The organism is Methylobacterium sp. CB376 (genome assembly GCF_029714205.1).
Classification (GTDB): Bacteria; Pseudomonadota; Alphaproteobacteria; order Rhizobiales; family Beijerinckiaceae; genus Methylobacterium.
Genome location: NZ_CP121648.1, coordinates 3,379,238 through 3,397,715, shown reverse-complemented (window position 1 = coordinate 3,397,715; position 18,478 = coordinate 3,379,238). Strand labels below are relative to the sequence as shown.

Annotated in this window: 13 protein-coding genes; 4 read left to right on the top strand and 9 right to left on the bottom strand. The window is 74.1% G+C overall.

The features are described 5' to 3' along the window. Positions 1–64: 64 nt before the first annotated feature. A complete protein-coding gene (gene scpA / locus QA634_RS15435) occupies positions 65–2,227 on the bottom strand; it encodes a methylmalonyl-CoA mutase (protein ID WP_012332853.1) in 2,163 nt (720 codons plus the stop codon). Between the two features lie 221 nt (positions 2,228–2,448). Continuing rightward, positions 2,449–5,133, bottom strand: a complete 2,685-nt coding sequence (locus QA634_RS15430) for an ATP-binding protein (protein WP_043701252.1) — start codon at positions 5,131–5,133, stop codon at positions 2,449–2,451. A 242-nt stretch (positions 5,134–5,375) separates the two neighbouring features. Here QA634_RS15430 and QA634_RS15425 point away from each other — a divergent pair, with 242 nt between their 5' ends. The 3 genes from QA634_RS15425 (at position 5,376) to QA634_RS15415 (ending at position 7,289) form a co-directional block, all read left to right on the top strand. Beyond that, the gene (locus QA634_RS15425) at positions 5,376–6,503 is read left to right on the top strand and encodes a S1C family serine protease (protein WP_012332851.1); all 1,128 of its coding nucleotides are present in this window, start codon (positions 5,376–5,378) and stop codon (positions 6,501–6,503) included. A gap of 74 nt (positions 6,504–6,577) precedes the next feature. Further along, a complete protein-coding gene (locus tag QA634_RS15420) occupies positions 6,578–6,841 on the top strand; it encodes a hypothetical protein (RefSeq protein WP_012332850.1) in 264 nt (87 codons plus the stop codon). Between the two features lie 91 nt (positions 6,842–6,932). Then, positions 6,933–7,289, top strand: coding sequence for a hypothetical protein (locus tag QA634_RS15415; RefSeq protein WP_012332849.1), 357 nt, complete (start codon positions 6,933–6,935; stop codon positions 7,287–7,289). Between the two features lie 107 nt (positions 7,290–7,396). Here the strand turns inward: QA634_RS15415 and QA634_RS15410 are convergent, their stop codons facing one another. From QA634_RS15410 to QA634_RS15390, 5 genes are all read right to left on the bottom strand, one after another. Next, entirely contained in the window at positions 7,397–7,618 is a 222-nt protein-coding gene (locus tag QA634_RS15410) for a hypothetical protein (protein ID WP_012332848.1), read from the bottom strand. A gap of 114 nt (positions 7,619–7,732) precedes the next feature. After that, positions 7,733–9,052: a flavin monoamine oxidase family protein gene (locus QA634_RS15405; RefSeq protein ID WP_012332847.1), complete on the bottom strand. Its 1,320-nt coding sequence runs from the start codon at positions 9,050–9,052 to the stop codon at positions 7,733–7,735. A 59-nt stretch (positions 9,053–9,111) separates the two neighbouring features. Then, on the bottom strand, positions 9,112–9,822 hold the full coding sequence (locus QA634_RS15400) for a class I SAM-dependent methyltransferase (protein WP_012332846.1): 711 nt from the start codon (positions 9,820–9,822) through the stop codon (positions 9,112–9,114). A gap of 40 nt (positions 9,823–9,862) precedes the next feature. Continuing rightward, positions 9,863–10,240, bottom strand: a complete 378-nt coding sequence (locus QA634_RS15395; RefSeq protein ID WP_012332845.1) for a hypothetical protein — start codon at positions 10,238–10,240, stop codon at positions 9,863–9,865. 189 nt (positions 10,241–10,429) lie between these two features. Next, positions 10,430–11,863: an FAD-linked oxidase C-terminal domain-containing protein gene (locus QA634_RS15390; protein WP_012332844.1), complete on the bottom strand. Its 1,434-nt coding sequence runs from the start codon at positions 11,861–11,863 to the stop codon at positions 10,430–10,432. Positions 11,864–12,137: 274 nt separating this feature from the next. Here QA634_RS15390 and QA634_RS15385 point away from each other — a divergent pair, with 274 nt between their 5' ends. After that, positions 12,138–12,494, top strand: coding sequence for a c-type cytochrome (locus QA634_RS15385; RefSeq protein ID WP_012332843.1), 357 nt, complete (start codon positions 12,138–12,140; stop codon positions 12,492–12,494). 299 nt (positions 12,495–12,793) lie between these two features. Here the strand turns inward: QA634_RS15385 and QA634_RS15380 are convergent, their stop codons facing one another. Then, entirely contained in the window at positions 12,794–13,402 is a 609-nt protein-coding gene (locus QA634_RS15380; protein WP_012332842.1) for a pyridoxamine 5'-phosphate oxidase family protein, read from the bottom strand. Positions 13,403–13,526: 124 nt separating this feature from the next. After that, on the bottom strand, positions 13,527–18,209 hold the full coding sequence (locus QA634_RS15375; protein WP_265576622.1) for a PAS domain S-box protein: 4,683 nt from the start codon (positions 18,207–18,209) through the stop codon (positions 13,527–13,529). Positions 18,210–18,478: the final 269 nt, after the last annotated feature.

Here is an 18,478-nt window from a genome sequence, read left to right as displayed (position 1 = left end):
GGGTGTGAGAGGCGGGAGGAGCTCCCGTCTCAGGCCGGACAACCGTGACCGTTTTGCGGCCGGCCTACTCGGCCGCCTCCCGGGCGGCGTAGCCGAGGCGCTGGTTGAGTTCGGCGATCAGGGTCGCGGCGGCTTCCGCGATGACGGTGCCGGGCGGGAAGATCGCCGAGGCGCCGGCCTTGCGCAGCGCCTCGAAATCCCCCGGCGGGATCACGCCGCCGACCACGATCATCACGTCGGGCCGGCCGGCCGCGACCAGCGCCGCCTTCAGCTCGGGGACGAGCGTGAGGTGGCCGGCCGCCAGCGACGAGACGCCCACGATGTGCACGTCGTTCTCCACCGCCTGCCGCGCCGCCTCCTCGGGCGTGGCGAAGAGCGGCCCGATATCGACGTCGAAGCCGAGATCTGCGAAGGCCGAGGCGATCACCTTCTGGCCCCGGTCGTGCCCGTCCTGGCCCATCTTGGCGACGAGGATGCGGGGGCGGCGCCCATCCGCCTCCTCGAAGGCCTCGACCAGCTTGCGCACCCGCTCGACCGCCCCCGACATGCCCCCCATCTCCCGCTTGTAGACGCCCGAGATCGAGCGGATCTCGGCCTGGTGCCGGCCCCAGGCCCGCTCCAGCGCCGCCGAGATCTCCCCGACCGTCGCCTTGGTCCGCGCCGCCTGCACGGCGAGCGCCAGCAGGTTCTCCTTGCCCGAGGCGGCCCGGGTCAGCGCGTCGAGCGTCGCCGCCACCGCCGCCTCGTCCCGCTCGGCGCGCAGCCGCTTGAGCTTGTCGATCTGCATCGCCCGGACGTTGCCGTTGTCGACGCGCAGGAGCTCGAGCGGCCGGTCGCCGTCCGGCTTGAACTTGTTGACGCCCACGATGGTCTGCTGGCCGGAATCGATCCGGGCCTGGGCGCGGGCCGCGGCCTCCTCGATGCGCAGCTTCGGGATGCCGGCCTCGATCGCCTTGGCCATGCCGCCCAGGCCCTCGACCTCCCGAATGTGCTCCCAGGCGCGCCCCGCGAGGTCGCGGGTCAGGCGCTCGACGTAGTAGGAGCCGCCCCAGGGATCGATGATCCGGGTGGTGCCGCTCTCCTGCTGCAGGAAGAGCTGAGTGTTGCGCGCGATCCGGGCCGAGAAGTCGGTCGGCAGCGCCAGCGCCTCGTCGAGGGCGTTGGTGTGCAGCGACTGCGTGCCGCCCTGCGTCGCCGCCATCGCCTCGACGCAGGTGCGGGTGACGTTGTTGAACACGTCCTGCGCGGTGAGCGACCAGCCGCTCGTCTGCGAGTGGGTGCGCAGGGCCAGGGACTTGTCCGATTTCGGCCCGAACTCCTTCACGAGCTTGGCCCAGAGCAGGCGCGCGGCCCGCATCTTGGCGACCTCCATGAAGAAGTTCATGCCGATCGCCCAGAAGAAGGACAGGCGCGGCGCGAACTGGTCGATGGTGAGGCCGGCGGCGAGGCCCGCCCGGATGTACTCGACCCCGTCCGCCAGCGTGTAGCCGAGTTCGAGGTCCTGCGTCGCCCCCGCCTCCTGCATGTGGTAGCCGGAGATCGAGATCGAGTTGAACTTCGGCATGTGGGCCGAGGTGTAGGCGAAGATGTCCGAGATGATCCGCATCGAGCCGGCCGGCGGGTAGATGTAGGTGTTGCGGACCATGAACTCCTTGAGGATGTCGTTCTGGATGGTGCCGGCGAGCTTGCCCGGAGGCACGCCCTGCTCCTCGGCGGCGACGATGTAGAGCGCCATGATCGGCAGCACGGCGCCGTTCATGGTCATCGACACGGTCATCTGGTCGAGGGGGATGCCCGCGAACAGGGTGCGCATGTCGTAGATGGAATCGATCGCGACCCCGGCCATGCCGACGTCGCCCGAGACGCGGGGATGGTCGGAATCGTAGCCGCGGTGGGTGGCGAGGTCGAAGGCGACCGAGAGCCCCTTCTGGCCCGCCGCGAGGTTGCGCCGGTAGAAGGCATTCGAGTCCTCGGCCGTGGAGAAGCCGGCATATTGCCGGATCGTCCAGGGCTGGGTGACGTACATGGTCGGGTAGGGGCCGCGAAGGAAGGGCGCGACGCCCGGATACGTGTCGAGGAAGTCGAGGCCCCGACGATCCTCCGGGCCGTAGCGGCCCTTCACCGGGATGCCCTCGGGCGTCATCCAGGGCTCACCCGGGGCCGCCGCCGGCGCGACCTCGCCCGGCGCCGAGAAGGCGATGTCCGAGAAATCCGGGATGCGGGTCATCGGCCTGGGGCCCTCGTTCGGTGGTGCTGCCCTCAACTATAGGCGCCGCCGCGAGGAGGGCCAATGGGATGAAGGTGGGAGGAGGGCGCCGCGCCGCCGCGTCGGATCGCCGGCCGGGCGGATTCCGCTGCATAAGGGGGAGGGCGCGCGGCCGGTCTCGATCGCCACGCCCGGCTCCCGGTTCCCGCCGATGATCGTCGCCCGCGCGCTCGCCGCGAGCCTCAACCGGCCGCCCGGCGCGGCGCCCGCAGCGGCCCGGAGAGCCAGCGCTCCACCGTCGCGACGAAGTCGTCGCGGCGGAACGGCTTGCCGATGTGGTCGTCCATGCCGGCGGCGCGGAACGCCGCGACCTGGGCGGGCAGCACGTTCGCGGTGAGCGCCAGGATCGGCACGCGGCCCCGGTCGCCCGGCAGCTGCCGGATCCGGCGGGTCGCCGTGAGCCCGTCCGTCCCCGGCATCTGCACGTCCATCAGGACGAGGTCGTAGCGGCCCTCCTGCACGGCCCGGATCGCCGCCGCCCCGTCGTCGACGGCCTCGACGACGTGCCCGCGGGCCTCCAGCACCCGGCGGACGATCTCCTGGTTGATGGCGACGTCGTCGGCCAGGAGGATGCGCCCCGGCCCGACCCGCGGCCGCTCCGCCGGACCGCCGCCGCGCGGATCCGCTTCCGGCTCGGCGGCCGGCAGGGCGAGGCGGAACCAGAAGGTCGAGCCCTCGCCCTCGCGGCTCTCGACGCCGATGCGCCCGTGCATCGCCTCGACGAGGCGGCGGCTGATCGCCAGCCCCAGCCCGGTCCCGCCGTATTGCCGCTGGATCGAGCCGTCCACCTGGCTGAAGCGCTCGAACAGGCGCGCGTGCTTGTCCGCCGGGATGCCGATCCCGGTGTCGCGGACGGAGATCAGCAGCCCGCGCCCCTCGGCAGGGCCGGTCGGGTCCCGCGCCACCGCGAGCCCGATGCTGCCGGCCGGCGTGAACTTCACCGCATTGTTGAGGAGGTTGAGCAGGATCTGCCGCAGCCGGTCGACGTCGCCGACGAGGCGCGGCGGCAGGCCGGGCTCGATCGCGACGGCGATCGGCAGGCCCTTGCGGTCCGCCTCGGGGCGGACCAGGGCCAGCGCCTCCTCGATCAGGTCGGCGAGGGAGAAGGGCCGCGGGGCGAGGTCGACGCGGCCCGCCTCGATCCGGGAGAAGTCGAGGACGTCGTCCACGATCGTCCGCAGCGCCTCGCCGGCGGTCACGATCCGGCCGACCAGCCGCGCCTGCTCGGCCTCGAGGTCGCTGCGCGCCATCAGCAGATCCGCGTAGCCCAGCACCGCGGTCAGGGGCGTGCGGATCTCGTGGCTCATGGTCGCCAGGAAGTCGGTCTTGGCGGCGCTCGCGGCCTCGGCGGCGCGGCGGGCCTGCTGGGCGAGCCGGTGCGCCTCGGCGAGCGCCGTCTCGACCGCCTTGCGGGCGGTCACGTCGGTGTAGATGCGCAGGATCCCGCCATCCGCCGTGGCCGTGTTGGCGACCTCGAGCACCTGGCCGTTCGGCCGCACGCGCTCGTAGCGGGCGCCGATCCGGTCGAGGTCCCGGTCCCGGAGCCCGTCCCGGATCGCCGGGTCGAGGGCGGCGAACTCGCCCCTGGCCTGCAGCGCCTCGCGCATCGCCTCGCAGCTCGGCCGCGAGGCCAGGAAGGCGGGGTCGAGGCCGAGGAGGTCGGCGGCGCGCCGGTTCGTCACCGCGACGATGCCGGCCCCGTCCACCATGACGAGCCCCTGGTCCATCGCGTCCAGGGTCATGGTCAGCAGCGCCTCCTTGCCGGCAAGCTCGCGCGTGCGGACGGCGACGCGGCGCTCCAGGTCCCGGTTGATCGCCTGGAGGGCGTCCGCCTGCATCCGCAGCTGCAGGGAGGCGGAGGCGAGGGCGACGCCGATCTGGTCGGCCTCGCCCACCCTGGTCGAGGCCGGGGCGATCACCTCGCCCCGCGCCAGGGCACGGGCCCCCGCGAGCAGGACGTCGTTGGCGCGCAGGATCCGGCGCCCGACCAGGACCGACATCGCCGCGGCCAGGAGGCCGAGGCCGACCATGACCGGCACCAGCACCCGCAGCGACGCGGTCAGCGGCGCCTGCAGGGCCTGCCGCTCGATCCCGACCGTGAAGGTCCAGCCCGACAGGGCCGAGCGCTGGTACGTCCCGAAGACCAGCTCGCCGACGATGTTCCGGCCGCTCCAGCTGCCGCGCTCGCCCGCGATCTCGCCGAAGCCCGGCAGGGGCTTGCCGGCCGCGGACTCGGTCGCGGCCGAGCGCCCGATGATGATGCCGCGGCGGTCGCTCACCGAGCCCGAATAGGGCGGGGCGACGCCGGCCTCGCGGATCAGCGCGCCGATCTGCCCGGCCGGGATGCTCGCGCTGAGGATGTAGGCGACGCCCTGCTCCCGCGTCACCGGCACGCTCACGCGCACCACCGGCTCCCGCGACACGGCGCCGATCAGGAAGTCCGACACCGCCGGCGCCCCCGTCGCCACGATTGCGGCGTCGACGTCGCGCAGGATGCTCGGAAGCGCGGTGCCGAAGGGGACGTGGGTGTTGACGAGCTCCTGCCCGGTCCGGTCCCGCAGGATGATGTTCGTGCCCTGCAGCGCGTAGAGGGCGGTGGCCTGCCGGTTGAACCGCGCGAGGTCACCGGCCTCCAGGGCCGGGGAGGTCGCCAGTGCCTGCAACATCGCGATCTGCGAGGCGAGGAACCGGTCGACCTTCTCCAGCGCCTGCGCGTTGCGGGCGGCGGTGGCGTTCTCCAGGCGCGCCTGCTCCGCCACGACCCACCGGTGCAGCAGAACGGCCGTCACCGCCAGCGCCGGCACCAGTAAAGTCAGGTTCAGACCGACGATGTAAATCCAGAGGGGCGGTGCGCGGCGCGGCAGCATTCATGTCACCGATGACCCTGCACGACGGCCGCCTCTGCTGCGCGATGTGATGGCCGCCGAACGGATACCACGGCGGCGACTCGCCCGCGATAGCTGACGACGGCTTAATGCGTTCGGCGGTTGCATCCTTTCCGTAGCCGACGCGGAGGGCGGGAAACCCGCGCATTGAAGATGCCCCGCGGCTGGTCCAGTTAGGGGCAAAGCCCAGTTGCGGGGCGGATCGGCTGCCGGGGAGTGCCAACGTGCCGGATCGTTTCGTGCGGATCGCCCTCGGCGCCGCGCTGGGGCTGCTCGCCCTGTTCGTGGCGCAGCCCTACCTGACCGCCCTGCTGTTCTCGGTGGAGCAGCCGCGGGCCGTCACCCCGCGCGGCGACCTCGCCCCCGCCGAGGCCGCCACCGTGGCGCTGTTCGAGCGCGCCGCCCCCTCGGTCGTCTACGTCTTCGCGCGCCGCGCCCCCAGCGTGCAGGACCTGATGCGCCAGGGCATGGACGGCACCGAGCAGGGCGGGCAGGGGAGCGAGCAGACCGGGACCGGCTTCGTCTGGGACGCGGGCGGCCACGTGGTCACCAACAACCACGTCATCCAGGGCGGCTCGGAGATCTCGGTGCGGCTGTCGAGCGGCGAGATCGTGCCGGCGACCCTGGTCGGCGCGGCGCCCAACTACGACCTCGCGGTGCTGCGCCTCGGGCGGGTGAGCGCCATGCCGCCGCCCATCGCCATCGGCAGCTCCGCCGACCTCAAGGTCGGGCAGTTCGTCTACGCGATCGGCAACCCGTTCGGGCTCGACCACACCCTGACCTCGGGGGTGATCAGCGCCCTGCAGCGGCGCCTGCCGACCCAGGAGGGGCGGGAGCTCTCGGGCGTGATCCAGACCGACGCGGCGATCAACCCGGGCAATTCCGGCGGGCCGCTCCTCGACTCGGCCGGGCGGGTGATCGGGGTCAACACGGCCATCTTCTCGCCCTCGGGCGCGAGCGCCGGCATCGGCTTCGCGGTGCCGATCGACGTCGTCAACCGCGTGGTGCCGGACCTGATCCGCACGGGCCGCGCGCCGAGCCCGGGGATCGGCATCGTGGCGGCGCAGGAGGAGGCGGCCGCCCGGCTCGGCATCGACGGGGTCGCGGTGGTGCGCGTGCTGCGCGGATCGCCGGCCGCCGCCGCCGGCCTGCGCGGCGTCGACCCGGCCACGGGCGAACTGGGCGACATCATCGTCGGGGTCAACAACCGCCCGGTCCACCGCCTGGCCGACCTCACGGCGGCGATCCAGGAGGCGGGCGTCGGCCGGACCCTGGAACTGACCATCCTGCGCGACGGGCGGCCGCGCACGCTCCAGATCACCACGGCCGATATGGGGCAGCGCGTCCCTTGACGCCGCGCCCGCGCGCCGCGCATCCCCGCGAGGCGTCGCCGCGCGCCCTCCTCACGCCCGCAGAGGCTCGGCCCATGCGCCCACCCTGTGCCGCCCTCCTCGTCCTGCTCGGGCTCGTCGCCGCGGCGGGGGCCGCGCGGGGCGGGGAGGCGCGCCCGCGTCTCTGCCCGCAGGACGCCCCGCCCGGCGTGCGGCTCCCCGACCGGCCGGGCTGCCGCGAGGCGCCGCGCCCGGAGCCCCTGCGGGCCGGGCCGGCGCCGGGCTTCGTCGATCTGGGGAACGGCACCCAGCTGCGGGTGGGCGGCCGGGCGGTCTTCGAGGCCGGCACGCGGCGCTGATCCGGTGCGTTTCCGGCAAGGGCAGCGCGCCCCGCGCGGAACCACCCTGGCGCGCCCCGCATTCGACAAGGGGCACGGGCGGGAGAGCGCGATGATCCTAGCAGCCTGCGAAGGCCGTCACTGGCAATACGAGATCGCCGAGCACGCGGATGGCTACGCGGTGCGAATGCGGGACCTCTGTACCGGGGACGTGGACGACGACTTCGTCACCATCTTCCGCACCATGCCGGTCGCCCTCGCCTTCGCGCAGCTCTCGGCCGCCTTCGATCGCTTCGCGAGCGCCGAGGACGCGGAGGACGACGAGACCGGCAGCGCGGAGGATCTCGAATCGCGCGAGCGGGCCTTCATCGACCTCAGCAGCCGCCTCTGCGACGGCGGCGTCACCCGCTCCAACCTCGAAGCCTGGGAAGAGCAGCGCACCGGGGAGCCCCGGCGCGCCTTGCACTGACGCCTCGCGCCGGGGCCTGAGCAGAACGGCCCGGCGCGGTTCTGCTCGGATTCCGGTCCCCCCATCATTCCCGCCGCCGAAGCGGCGGCCGCTCCGGCGGGTGATCCTCAGCGCTTGCGCGCCTTGCGGGGCGGGGCGGCCCGGGCTGCCTCGGCGGCCTCGGCCTCCTTGGTGAGGCGCATCGCCCGCAGGCGGGCCATGTTCTCGTCGCGCTGGCGGTTCGCCTTCTCCAGATCCGCCCAGGCGACCGCGGCCGCCTCCGCCTGCATCTGCGCGCGGGCGGCGCGAGTCTCGGCGCGGTCGCGGGTCGCGCTGTTCTCTCCCGACATCCATCGGCCTTTCTGCCCGGCGGCCCGGCGCGGGACGGATCGCGCCATCGCGTCGCCCCGGGGCCGCTCCCTTCCTCATATAGGGCGCGCGCCGCCCCTGCCCACCCGGGCGGCTCAGTGGCCGAGCGCCGCCAGCGCCGCCGCGGCCGCCCGCTCGCCGTCCAAGGTCGCGCCCCCCACCGTCATCGCGCCGCCGCCCGAAGCGGCCTCCCCGGCGAAGAACAGGCGCTCGCCGACCGGCCGTCGCAGGGCCGCCCGGGCACCGGCCCGGCCCGGCCGGGCGAGCGAGTAGCTGCCGCGCGCGAAGGGGTCGGTCCACCACGCGGCGAGGCGCCCGGCGGTCACGCTCGCCCGCGCGGTCGCGCCGAACACGCTGGCGAACGCGTCCGTGGCCGCCGCCACCGCGGCCGCCTCGCCGGCCTCGCAGAGCAGGCGGGCGGCGTCGCCCCCCAGGTGCAGCACCGCCAGCGGGCGGCCGAAGGGGCGCATCTCCAGATAGGCCGTGAGGTCGGGCGCGTCGCCCCGCGCCGAACGCAGGATCACCGCGTCGCGCGGGTCCCCGGCCCGCGCCGGATCGAGGGCGAGGGCGACCTTGGTGTAGGCGCCCATGCGCAGGCCGTCGATCGCCGCGGCGAGATCGGCGGGAAGCTCGGGGGTGAAGCGAAGCGCCCCGGCCGCCAGCACGCCGACCGGCACGGTGACGATCGCCACGGCCGCGCGCAGCCGGCCCGCCGGCGTGTCGAGGGCGACGCCCGGGCCGCTCCAATCCACCCGCCGCACGGGGCAGCCGGTGCGGACCGGCAGGCCCGCGTGGTGGCGGGCGACGAGGGCCCCGTAGCCGTCGACCCAGAGATCCTCGCCGGCCCAGAGCTGGTCGTAATCGTGCAGGGAGACCCGGTCGGGCTCCTCCCCGAGCGAGAGCCGCGTCAGCCCGGCCGCCGCCTGCCCGAGGGCCGGGTCGACGGCCCGGGCCGCCTCGCCGATCGAGCGGTCCTCGCCGGGATGGTCCCGGTCGAGCAGGGCGGTGAGCTGCACGAAGCCCGCGCGCCGGCGGCGGCGGGTCTCGTCGGTCGCCGGCGCGCCGTCGATGATCAGGCTCGGCCAGGGACCCGCCTCGTCCGTGGTGAGCCGCACGCCGTCCGCGAGCGCGACCGCCTTCCAGGGATTGCGCTCGGCCCAGTGGATGTACTGCCCGCCGGCGTCGAAGGCCCGGTCCGGGCCCAGGCTGCCATCCGTGAAGGCGCGCCCGCCGATCCTGGCCCGCGCCTCCAGCACCGCGACGCTGTGCCCCGCCCGCGTGACCGCGGCGGCGGCCGCGAGCCCGGCCGCCCCGGCCCCGATCACCGCGACCTCGGCATCCTCGGCGGCGCGGGCGCGGCGCGGCAGGGCCAGGGCGGCCGCGCCGGCGAGGAGGGAGCGGCGGGAGAGCGGCATCGCCTCGGCCTCGATGGGATTCGCGTCGAGGACGGGAGATCGGCGCCGGCCGGCGCCTTTCAAGCGGGCGCCCGCGCCGCAGGGCGGCGGGCCGCGAAGGCGAGGCGGCGCCGGTTATGTCCGAGATTGGCGCGGGGCTCGGCGTCGAACCCCGCCTCCCGCAGCCGCGCCAGCATCTCGTCCCGGGCGTAGCGGGTGAGGCCGAGGCGGCGGCGCAGGGACGGGTAATCCGACAGGGCGGTGCGCAGGAGCCCGGCGAGGGCCGCCGCGAGGAATCCCTCGCGCCAGCCGAAGCCGAGGAGCGCGAGGGCATCCGCCAGCGGGCCGAGGTCGGGCGGGATGACGTCGGCCACGATCAGCAGGCCGCCGGGCCTCAGCTTGGCGTGCCAGAGCCGCAGCAGCCCCGCGAACTCCTCCGCGGTCAGGTACTGCGCCACCGAATGGGCGACGATCAGGTCGAGGCCGCGATCGGGCAGGGCGGGGAGGTCCTCCGGCGCCAGGACCACGATGCGGGGCTCCGCCCCGAAGCGGCGGGAGAGCCCGGAGCGTACCCGGGGGGCCGCGTCGCAGAGGTAGAGCCGGGCGCAGGCGCGGGCGACCCGATCGGCCGAGAGGGCCTCGCCGCTGCCGTAATCGAGCAGGGTCGCCCGCGGACCGGGCACGAGCCCGACGAGATCCTCGGCGAGACCCGCGTAGTGCCGCGACCGGTGCCGATCGTTGACGTAGATCGGAGTGTCGCGGTTCCAGAAGTCGCGCCAGGAGGCCGGCATCGGCGGCACCCGCCGGATCGGCGCTCCCGGCGCCATCCGCTCAGAACCCGAGGGAGAGGGCCGCCACGGCCCGGTCGATCGCGACGTAGAACACGCCGAAGGCGACCGCGGCGGCGAGGGCGAATTCCGCCGCCGCGTTCGCGAGCAGCTGCGTGCGCCGCAGGGTCTCGCGGCCGAACTGCGCCGCCGCCCAGGCGAGGGTCAGCACCACCGGCATCGCGAACAGGAAGGACAGCGTACTCTCGACCCGGCCGCTGCCCGGATCGAGCAGGGGACGGATGTTGCGCACCCAGGGCGCGTAGCAGGCCGCCGCCAGGGCGGTGCCCCAGGCGAAGACCAGGGCGATGCCGAGATGGACCGTGAAGGTCCGGTGCAGGCGCGTGAAGGCGTCGGTCGCGGCGTGGTGGCGGATGATCACTGGCAAGCCCCGAGAGCGATGTGGCCCGCGACGATCGGCGCCGTCTTTGCGGGCGCTGACCCGATCGGCGGGCGGGAACCCGGCCGGAGATGCCCGGGGAGTTCGGGTTTTTTGTGACGCTCGGCGCGAGCCGGCGCCGCAGCGCCGCGCCCGGGCGGCGCCGATCCCCCCGGGCGGGCCCCGGTCCCGTCAGGCGGCGATGCGCCCCTCCAGCGGAAACACCTTGGCGGGGTTCATCAACCAGGCCGGGTCGAACACGGCCCGCACCCGCATCTGCTGGGCGAGGTCCTCGGGCGCGTACTGCACGTTCATCAGGTCGCGCTTCTCGATGCCGACGCCGTGCTCGCCCGTGAGGCAGCCGCCCACCTCGACGCAGAGCTTGAGCATGTCCTCGCCGGCCTTCTCGGCCTTCTCCATCTCGCCGGGCGTGTTGATGTCGAACAGGATCAGCGGGTGCAGGTTGCCGTCGCCCGCGTGGAAGACGTTGGCGCAGCGCAGCCCGTAATGCCGCGTGATCTCGCCGATCCGCTCCAGCACCGGCGCGAGCTGCCCGGTCGGGATGGTGCCGTCCATGCAGATGTAGTCCGAGATCCGGCCGGTCGCCCCGAAGGCGGATTTGCGTCCCTTCCAGATCGCCGCGCTCTCGGCCTCGGATTGCGAGACTTTCAGGCTCGTCGGGTTGAAGGGTCTGGCGATCTCGACGATGCGCGCCAGCATCGCGTCGCATTCCTCGGGCGAGCCCTCGACCTCGATGATCAGCATCGCCTCGGCGTCCAGGGGGTAGCCGGCCTTGGCGAAGGCCTCGCAGATGGTGATCGCCTCCCGGTCCATGTACTCGATCGCCACCGGGATGATGCCGGCGCCGATGATCGCGGCCGTGCAGGCGCCCGCCGCCTCGACCGAGCCGAAGCCCATCAGGGCCGGCCGCGCGCCCTCGGCGGCGCGCAGGATCCGCACCGTCGCCTCGGTGACCACGCCGAGCTGCCCCTCCGAGCCGCAGATCAGGCCCAAGAGGTCGTAGCCCGCGCCGTCGAGGTGCTCGCCGCCGATCTCCACCACGGTGCCGTCCACCAGGACCAGCGTCACGCCGAGCAGGTTGTTGGTGGTGACGCCGTATTTCAGGCAGTGGGCCCCGCCCGAATTCATCGCGATGTTGCCCGCGATGGTGCAGGCGAGCTGGCTCGACGGGTCGGGGGCGTAGAAGAAGCCCTCGTGCGCGACCGCGCCGCTGATCGCCAGGTTGGTGATGCCGGCCTGCACCCGGGCGGTCCGGTTGCGGTAGTCGAGGGAGAGCACCTGGTTCATCTTGGCGACGCCGAGGATCACCGCGTCCTCCTGGGCGATGGCGCCGCCCGCCAGCGAGGTGCCGGCGCCGCGGGGCACCACGCGCACGCCCTCGGCGTGGCAGTAGCGCATCACCGCGGCGACCTCCGCCGTGCTGGAGGGCAGGATCACCGCGAGCGGCATGCGCCGATAGGCGGTGAGCCCGTCGGTCTCGAAGGCGCGCCGCTCGTCCTCGCTCGTCACCAGGGCCTCGGGCGCCACCAGCGGGCGCAGGCCCTCGATGATCGCGTCGCGGCGGGCGAGGATGGCGGGATCGGGGGCCGGGAAGGCGATCGTCATGGCGTCTCCTCGGGGTCGGCGGGACGGAGGCCCGCATCGTTCCCGCAACCGTATAGACCGCTCCCGCGCCGCACGCACCGGCACGCGCCACAACGCGTTGTCGCGCCATGAACTTTCGTCCCATTGATTTGCCCGCCGGCGCAGCTTCTTTTCGCCGCACGCACCCGGATCGACCCGGTCGCGTTTTTAACTTTACCAGCTCGAAACCTAGGCCATATCCACGCTCGCCCACGGGCAATCTGGCCGTCGATCGAGGCCTATCGGAGGGACCCTCATGCGTCAGTTCATCCTCGGTGCCGCCCTCGCGCTGCTCGCCCCCCTGACGGCGCAGGCGCAGGACGCCGCCGCCGGCGAGAAGCTGTTCTCGCAGTGCAAGGCCTGCCACGCTTTCGGCAAGAACGGCGTCGGCCCCGACCTGAAGGGCGTCGTCGGGCGCAAGGCCGGCACCCACGAGGGCTACAGCTACTCCGCCGCGCTCAAGGATTCGGGCCTGACCTGGGACGAGGCCACCCTGCACAAGTGGCTCGCCAACCCGAAGGGCCTGGTCTCCGGCACCAAGATGATCTACGCCGGACTCAAGGAAGACAAGAAGATCGACGACCTCGTCGCCTACTTGAAGACCCAGCAGTAAGATCGCGGCCCGCAAGGGTTCGGCCCCGTCGCGCGCGCGGCGGGGTTTTTTGTTTGGCTTTTTCGTCTCGGGCAGTGGTCCCTTTTGCTTGCGTTCCCTTGGGCTTGCATTCCCTTGGGCTTGTGGCCCAGGGCCCGATCCGGGGCGGGCGGGGCGCTGCGGCGCCTCATCCGACATCCGGTCGATGGCGTTGCCATCTCCCATTTCGGCCATGCGGATGTCGGCTTCGCTCAGGCGCCGCGCACAGGCGCCGCGCAGGATCCTGATCCGGGAGCCGCTTCGACCAAGCGGATCCCGGATCAGTAGAGCCGGGTGCGGTAGCTCTCCTCGATGGCCCGCTCCGCTTCGGCCGCGTCCTCGCCAGCGATCTGGTCCGCGAGGATGCGCCCGAGCGTCGGGAAGCGCGCGCGCTCGACCCGCGCCTCCGGCGCCCAGAGTTGCGCGCGCATCGCGGCCTTCCCGCAATGGAAGAATACCTCCTCGACCGCGACGATCAGGCCCGCCACCGGCGCGCGCCCGGCCACCGCCAGCGGCGCGAGCAGGGCGGGGTCGGTGGTGAGGCGGGCGCGGCCGTTCACGCGCAGCATCTCGTCGATGCCCGGCACCAGGAAGAGCAACCCGACCTGCGGGTTCTCCGCGACGTTCTGCATCGTGTCGACCCGCCGGTTGCCGGGCCGGTCCGGGATCACCAGCGTGGCGTCGTCCGGCGCTGCGACGAAGCCGGGCGCGTCGCCGCGCGGGGTGGCGTCGCCCCGCCCCGCCGCGTCCGCGGAGGCGATCACCAGGAAGGGCGAGAGCGCGATGAAGGCGCGCGCGTGGGCGTCGAGGCGCGCGAGCTGCTTGTTCACGGCCCGCGGGCTCGGCTCCCCGTAATGGCGGCGGATCGCCTCGCGGCTGGTCTCGGTCATGGCTGCGGCCGTCCCTCTCCCGGAGCGGCGAAGCCTATGGGGATTCCCCGGGCGTGTCGCCGTCGCCGCGGGCAGGGCCCGCGCCGGGGGCGCCCCGCCGCCCGGGGGCTCGCGCGCCCCCGGATCAGGCGACCGCGCGCAGGCCCTCGATCGCCAGGAGCGCGCGGCGCCGCGCCGCGCGCACCCGCGCCACCGCCGGACCGAGGCCGAGCCCGCTCTCGCAGGCCGCCTCGAGCGCGGCGCAGGCGCGGGAGAGCTCGACGAAGCCGAGCTGGCCCGAAGCCGCCACGATGGCGTGCGCGTCGCCGGCGAGCCGGTCCCGATCCTCCGGCGAGAGCCGCGCCTCCCCGAGCCGCTCGTCGAGCTGGGCCACGAGGCGGGCGAGCTGGCGCGTCACGCCCTGCGGGCCGAGCAGGCCGCGGGCCGATTCGTAGACGGCGCGGTCGAGGACGGGCCCGTCGGGGGCGCCCGGGGGGAGCGGGCGCGCCCGCTCCTGGGCCCGGCTCCAGCGGGCCACCACCCGGTGGAGGTCGTCGCGCTTGAACGGCTTGCCGACGTGGTCGTCCATGCCCGCGGCGCGGAACTCGGCGATCTGGGCCGGCAGCACGTTCGCCGTCATGGCGACGATCGGGACGGTGCAGACCGGCGGGCGCAGCGCCCGGATGTGGCGGGTGGCGGTGAGCCCGTCCATGCCGGGCATCTGCACGTCCATCAGCACGAGGTCGAAGGACTTGGCCTGCACGGCCACGATGGCCTCCAGCCCGTCCGAGGCGACGTCGACCTCGTGCCCGGCCGCCTCCAGCACGGCGCGGGCGATGTCCTGGTTGATCTCCAGGTCCTCGACCAGGAGGATCCGGGCGGGGAGTTGGGCGAGGGCGGCGCGGCCCGGCGCGGCGGGCGCCGCGACGGCGCCCCCCACCGGCAGCGTCACGGTGAACCAGAACGTCGTGCCCTCGGAGACCACGCTCTCCACCCCGATCGTGCCGCCCATCAGCTCGACGAGGTTCTTGGAGATCGCCAGCCCGAGGCCGGTGCCGCCGAAATCCCTCCGGATCGAATTGTCCACCTGGCTGAAGCGCTGGAACAGGCGCTCGTGCTTGTCCCGCGGGATCCCGATCCCGGTGTCGCTGACGGCGAAGCGCAGGCAAGCCGTCGCCCCCGGCGGGCTCTCGCAGGCCACAGCCAGCGTGACCGAGCCCGCATGGGTGAACTTCACCGCGTTGTTGAGGAGGTTGAGCAGGATCTGGCGCAGGCGGTCCTGGTCGCCGACCAGCGTGCGCGGGGCCGCGCCGTCGAGGCGGACCGCCACCGCGATCGCCTTCTTGCGGGCGAAGCCGCGCACCACCGAGACCGTGTTGTCGAGGAGGGCGTCGAGCAGGAAGGGCTGCGGGTCGAGTTCGATCTGGCCGGCCTCGATCTTCGAGAAGTCGAGGATGTCGTTGACGATGGTGAGCAGGGCCGCCCCGGCCGACTGGATGCGCTCGGCCTGCCGGCGCTGCCCGCCGCCGAGGCTCGGATCGTCGAGCAGGAGGTCGGTGTAGCCGAGGATGCCGTTGAGCGGCGTGCGGATCTCGTGGCTCATCGAGGCGAGGAAGTCGGTCTTGGCCCGGCTCGCCTGCTCGGCGGCGTCGCGGGCGAGTTCCAGCGCCTCGGCCTGGCGCTGGCGCTCGGAGACGTCGCGCACCGAGGCGACGTAGCCCTCGGCCCGTCCCTCCGCGTCGCGCAGGAGGCGGAACTTCGCCTCGACCCAGACGTAGCTGCCGTCCCGCCGCCGGTAGCGCTGGCGGCTCGTGGCGACGTCGCGCGTCCCCGCGGCGAGGTCCGCGAGGGTCGCCGCGAGGGCGGCGCGGTCGTCCGGATGGACGCCGTCGAGGGGCTTGGTGCCGACGATCTCCTCCGGCTCGTAGCCGAGGATCTCGCGGCAGGCCGGCGAGACGTAGCGGCGCACGCTGTCCCGGTCGGCCTGGACGATCATGTCGCTGCCGTTCTCCGAGAGGAACCGGTAGCGGGCCTCGCTGGCCTCCAGGGCGGCCTCGGCGGCCTTGCGGGCGGTCACGTCGCGCAGGGAGCAGACGATCGAGACCGGCGCCCCGCCCTCGTCCCGCATCAGGCTCAGGCCGGCCTCGGTCCACACGAAGCCGCCGCGCCCGTGGCGCGTGCGGAAGGTGGTCGTCACATGCTCGCCCGCGATCTCGCCGGCGGCGAGGCGCCGCGCGAGGTCCTGCAGGGCCGGCAGGTCGTCCGGATGGACCACCGCGGAGGGGCGCTGGCGCAGCAAGTCCTCGGGCTCGTAGCCGAGGACCGCGCGGCAGGCCGGCGACACGTATTGCCACGCGAGGCCGAGGTCGAGCCGGGTGATCACGTCGCTCGTGGTCTCGGCGAGCAGCCGGTAGAGCATCTCGCTCTCGCGCACCGCCGCCTCGGCGGCGACGCGCCGGCTGACGTCGCGCATCGCCGCGAGGATGCGCGCGCCCCGCGCGCCCTCCCCCTGCATCCAGGTCAGGGCGGTCTCGACGAAGACCCAGTGCCCGTCCCGGTGACGCAGCCGGTGCACGCTGGTGGCGGTGGGCCGCGCGGCGTCGATGGCGGCGGTGACCGCCGCGACCCGGTCCCGGTCCTCGGGGTGGAGCAGGGACTCGGCGGGCCGCGCGGCGAAGTCCTCGGGCGCGTAGCCGAGCACGGTCCGGATCGCGGGTGAGACGTAGAGCAGGGCGCCGTCCCCGCCGGCGCGGCGCAGGGTGATGACGTCGCTGACGTTCTCGGCGATCAGCCGGTGGCGGCTCTCGCTCTCGCGCAGGGCCTCCTCGGCCTGACGCCGGGCCGTGATGTCGGTGTAGGTCCGCACGAGGCCGCCGCCGGCCATCGGCATGGTGCGGATCTCCAGCACGGTCCCGTTCGGCCGCACGCGGGTGTAGGTGTGGGGCTCGGGCACGATCCCGCCCGCGCGCATCAGGCGGCGCACCTCCTCCTCGGCCCCGGCGAACTCGCCGCTCCGCCACTGGTGCTCGAGCACCTCGTGGGTCGTGGGCTTCCCGGCCATCAGCTCGGGCGGCAGGCCGAGGAGCGCCAGCGCCCGCGCGTTGCAGATCTCGATCCGGCCCTCGGGGGAGACCACGATCAGCCCCTGGTCCATGCTCTCGAGCGTGGTGGCGAGGAGGGAGGCGGCCTCGGCCGCCTCGCGCTCGACGCGGCGCAGCTCCGTGACGTCGCTCAGCGTGCCGAACAGGGCCGCGACGGCGCCGTCCGGGCCGAACTCGCACAGGGCGCGGGTGACCACGTGGCGGATGCTGCCGTCCGGCCGGACGATGCGCAACGCGTCGGTGGCGGGCTGCTTCGACGCGATCTGGGCCTCGATCGAGGCCGCCACGGCGGGCCGGTCGTCCGGGTGGCAGAAGCCGAGCGCGGCCGCGAGCGTCGGCGCGACGCTGCCGGGTTCGAGGCCGTGGATCCGGAACACCTCCCGCGACCAGGTCATGCTGTCGTCGCGCAGGTCGATGCGCCAGTGGCCGACATGCGCGATCTCCTCGGCCATCAGCAGCCGGCGGACCGCCTCGCGCGTCTCCGCCTCTGCGCGCTTGAGGTGGGTGATCTCGCGGATCGAGGCCAGGACGCGGTCGAGCCGGCCCGCCTCGTCCCGCAGGGGGGTGAGCACCTCCTCGAAGACCCGCCCGGCCCCATCCCCGCTCTCCTGAAGGCGGATCGGATTGCCCGCGGCGAGGCAGCGGCGCAGGTCCGCCTCGATCCGCGCGACCCGCCCGGCCGGCAGCGCCCCGCCGAGGGGCCGCCCGACCAGCGCCTCGGGCGCCGCGCCGAGCCGCGCCGCCGCGGCCCGGTTGCAGGCTTCGAGCCGGAACGACCCGTCCGTCTCCAGCCGGCAGATGAACTGCGCCTCGCTCGCCGCCTCGAACATCGCCCGGAACAGGGTCTCGCTCGCCCGCTGCTGCGCCAGGGTTCGACCGAGCCGCAGCCCGATCAGCCAGGTCAGGCCGAGCGCCGCCAGGGCGATCCCGGTCAGGACCAGCACTTGGCGATGCCAGGACCCGAGCGCGTCCTCGCGGGCGAGACCCACCACCGCGACGAGCGGCAGCGCCTCCACGCGGCGGTAGGCGACGAGGCGCAGGACGCCCTGCGCGTCGGCCGCCTCCGTGACGAGGCCGGCCTCAGCCCCGGGCGGCAGCGCGGCGGCGAGATCGAGGCGGGGCAGGTCGCCGCCGTCGTCGCGCCACGGATGGACCACGAGGGGGCGCCCGTCCGCCCCGAGCAGCGCGACGACCCCGCCCGGGCCGACCTCCATGGTCCGGTAGAACCGGCGGAAATAGTCGACGTCGAGGGTCGCCGCGATCACGCCCCCGAACCGTCCGTCCGGCAGGGCGAGGCGGCGGCTGACCACGATGGCCCGGTCGTCGCCGGCGCGGTCGCGGAAGGCCGGGCTGATGAAGAGGCCGGCCAGCGGGTCGTCCCGGTGGACCGTGAAGTAGCTCCGGTCCCCGGCCGGCTCGGCGTGCTCGCGGGTACCGACGAGGACGCTCCCGTCCGCGCCGAGAACCGCGATGTCCCGGATCGGCGAGGAGGCGGCCGCGAGCCGGGTGAGGAGTGCCAGGCCGGTGCGGGCGAAGGTCTCGAGCCCGTCGCGCTCCATCGCGAATTGCGCGATCCCGAGATTGAGCCCGACCGCCTCGATCGTGCGCGCCGTGTGCTGGTCGAGGGCGCGGGCGAGGTTGGCCGCGTCGATCCGCGCCTCGCGCAGGGAGACCTGGTAGCTCCGCCAGGCGACGAACCCGATGATCGCCGCGAGGGACAGCAGCACGGCCGCCGACAGGATCGCGAGCCGGTTCGCGATCGGGCCCGACGACCTCGACCGGGACGGCGTCCGGCCGCGGACCGTTCCGGCCCAATGTCGCAAGACATCCCGCATCACCGGATTGTCACCCGCTCCCCCACCGGTCGGCCCGCCCCACAAGCGAGTGGAGATTGTCTCTGTGCTGAGCTGCAACTTGCCGAACGGTTCCCCACGATTTCAGCATAGAACATCCGGAGGGCGCGGCGCAAAGCCGGCGCACCCGGCCGGCGCGCCCG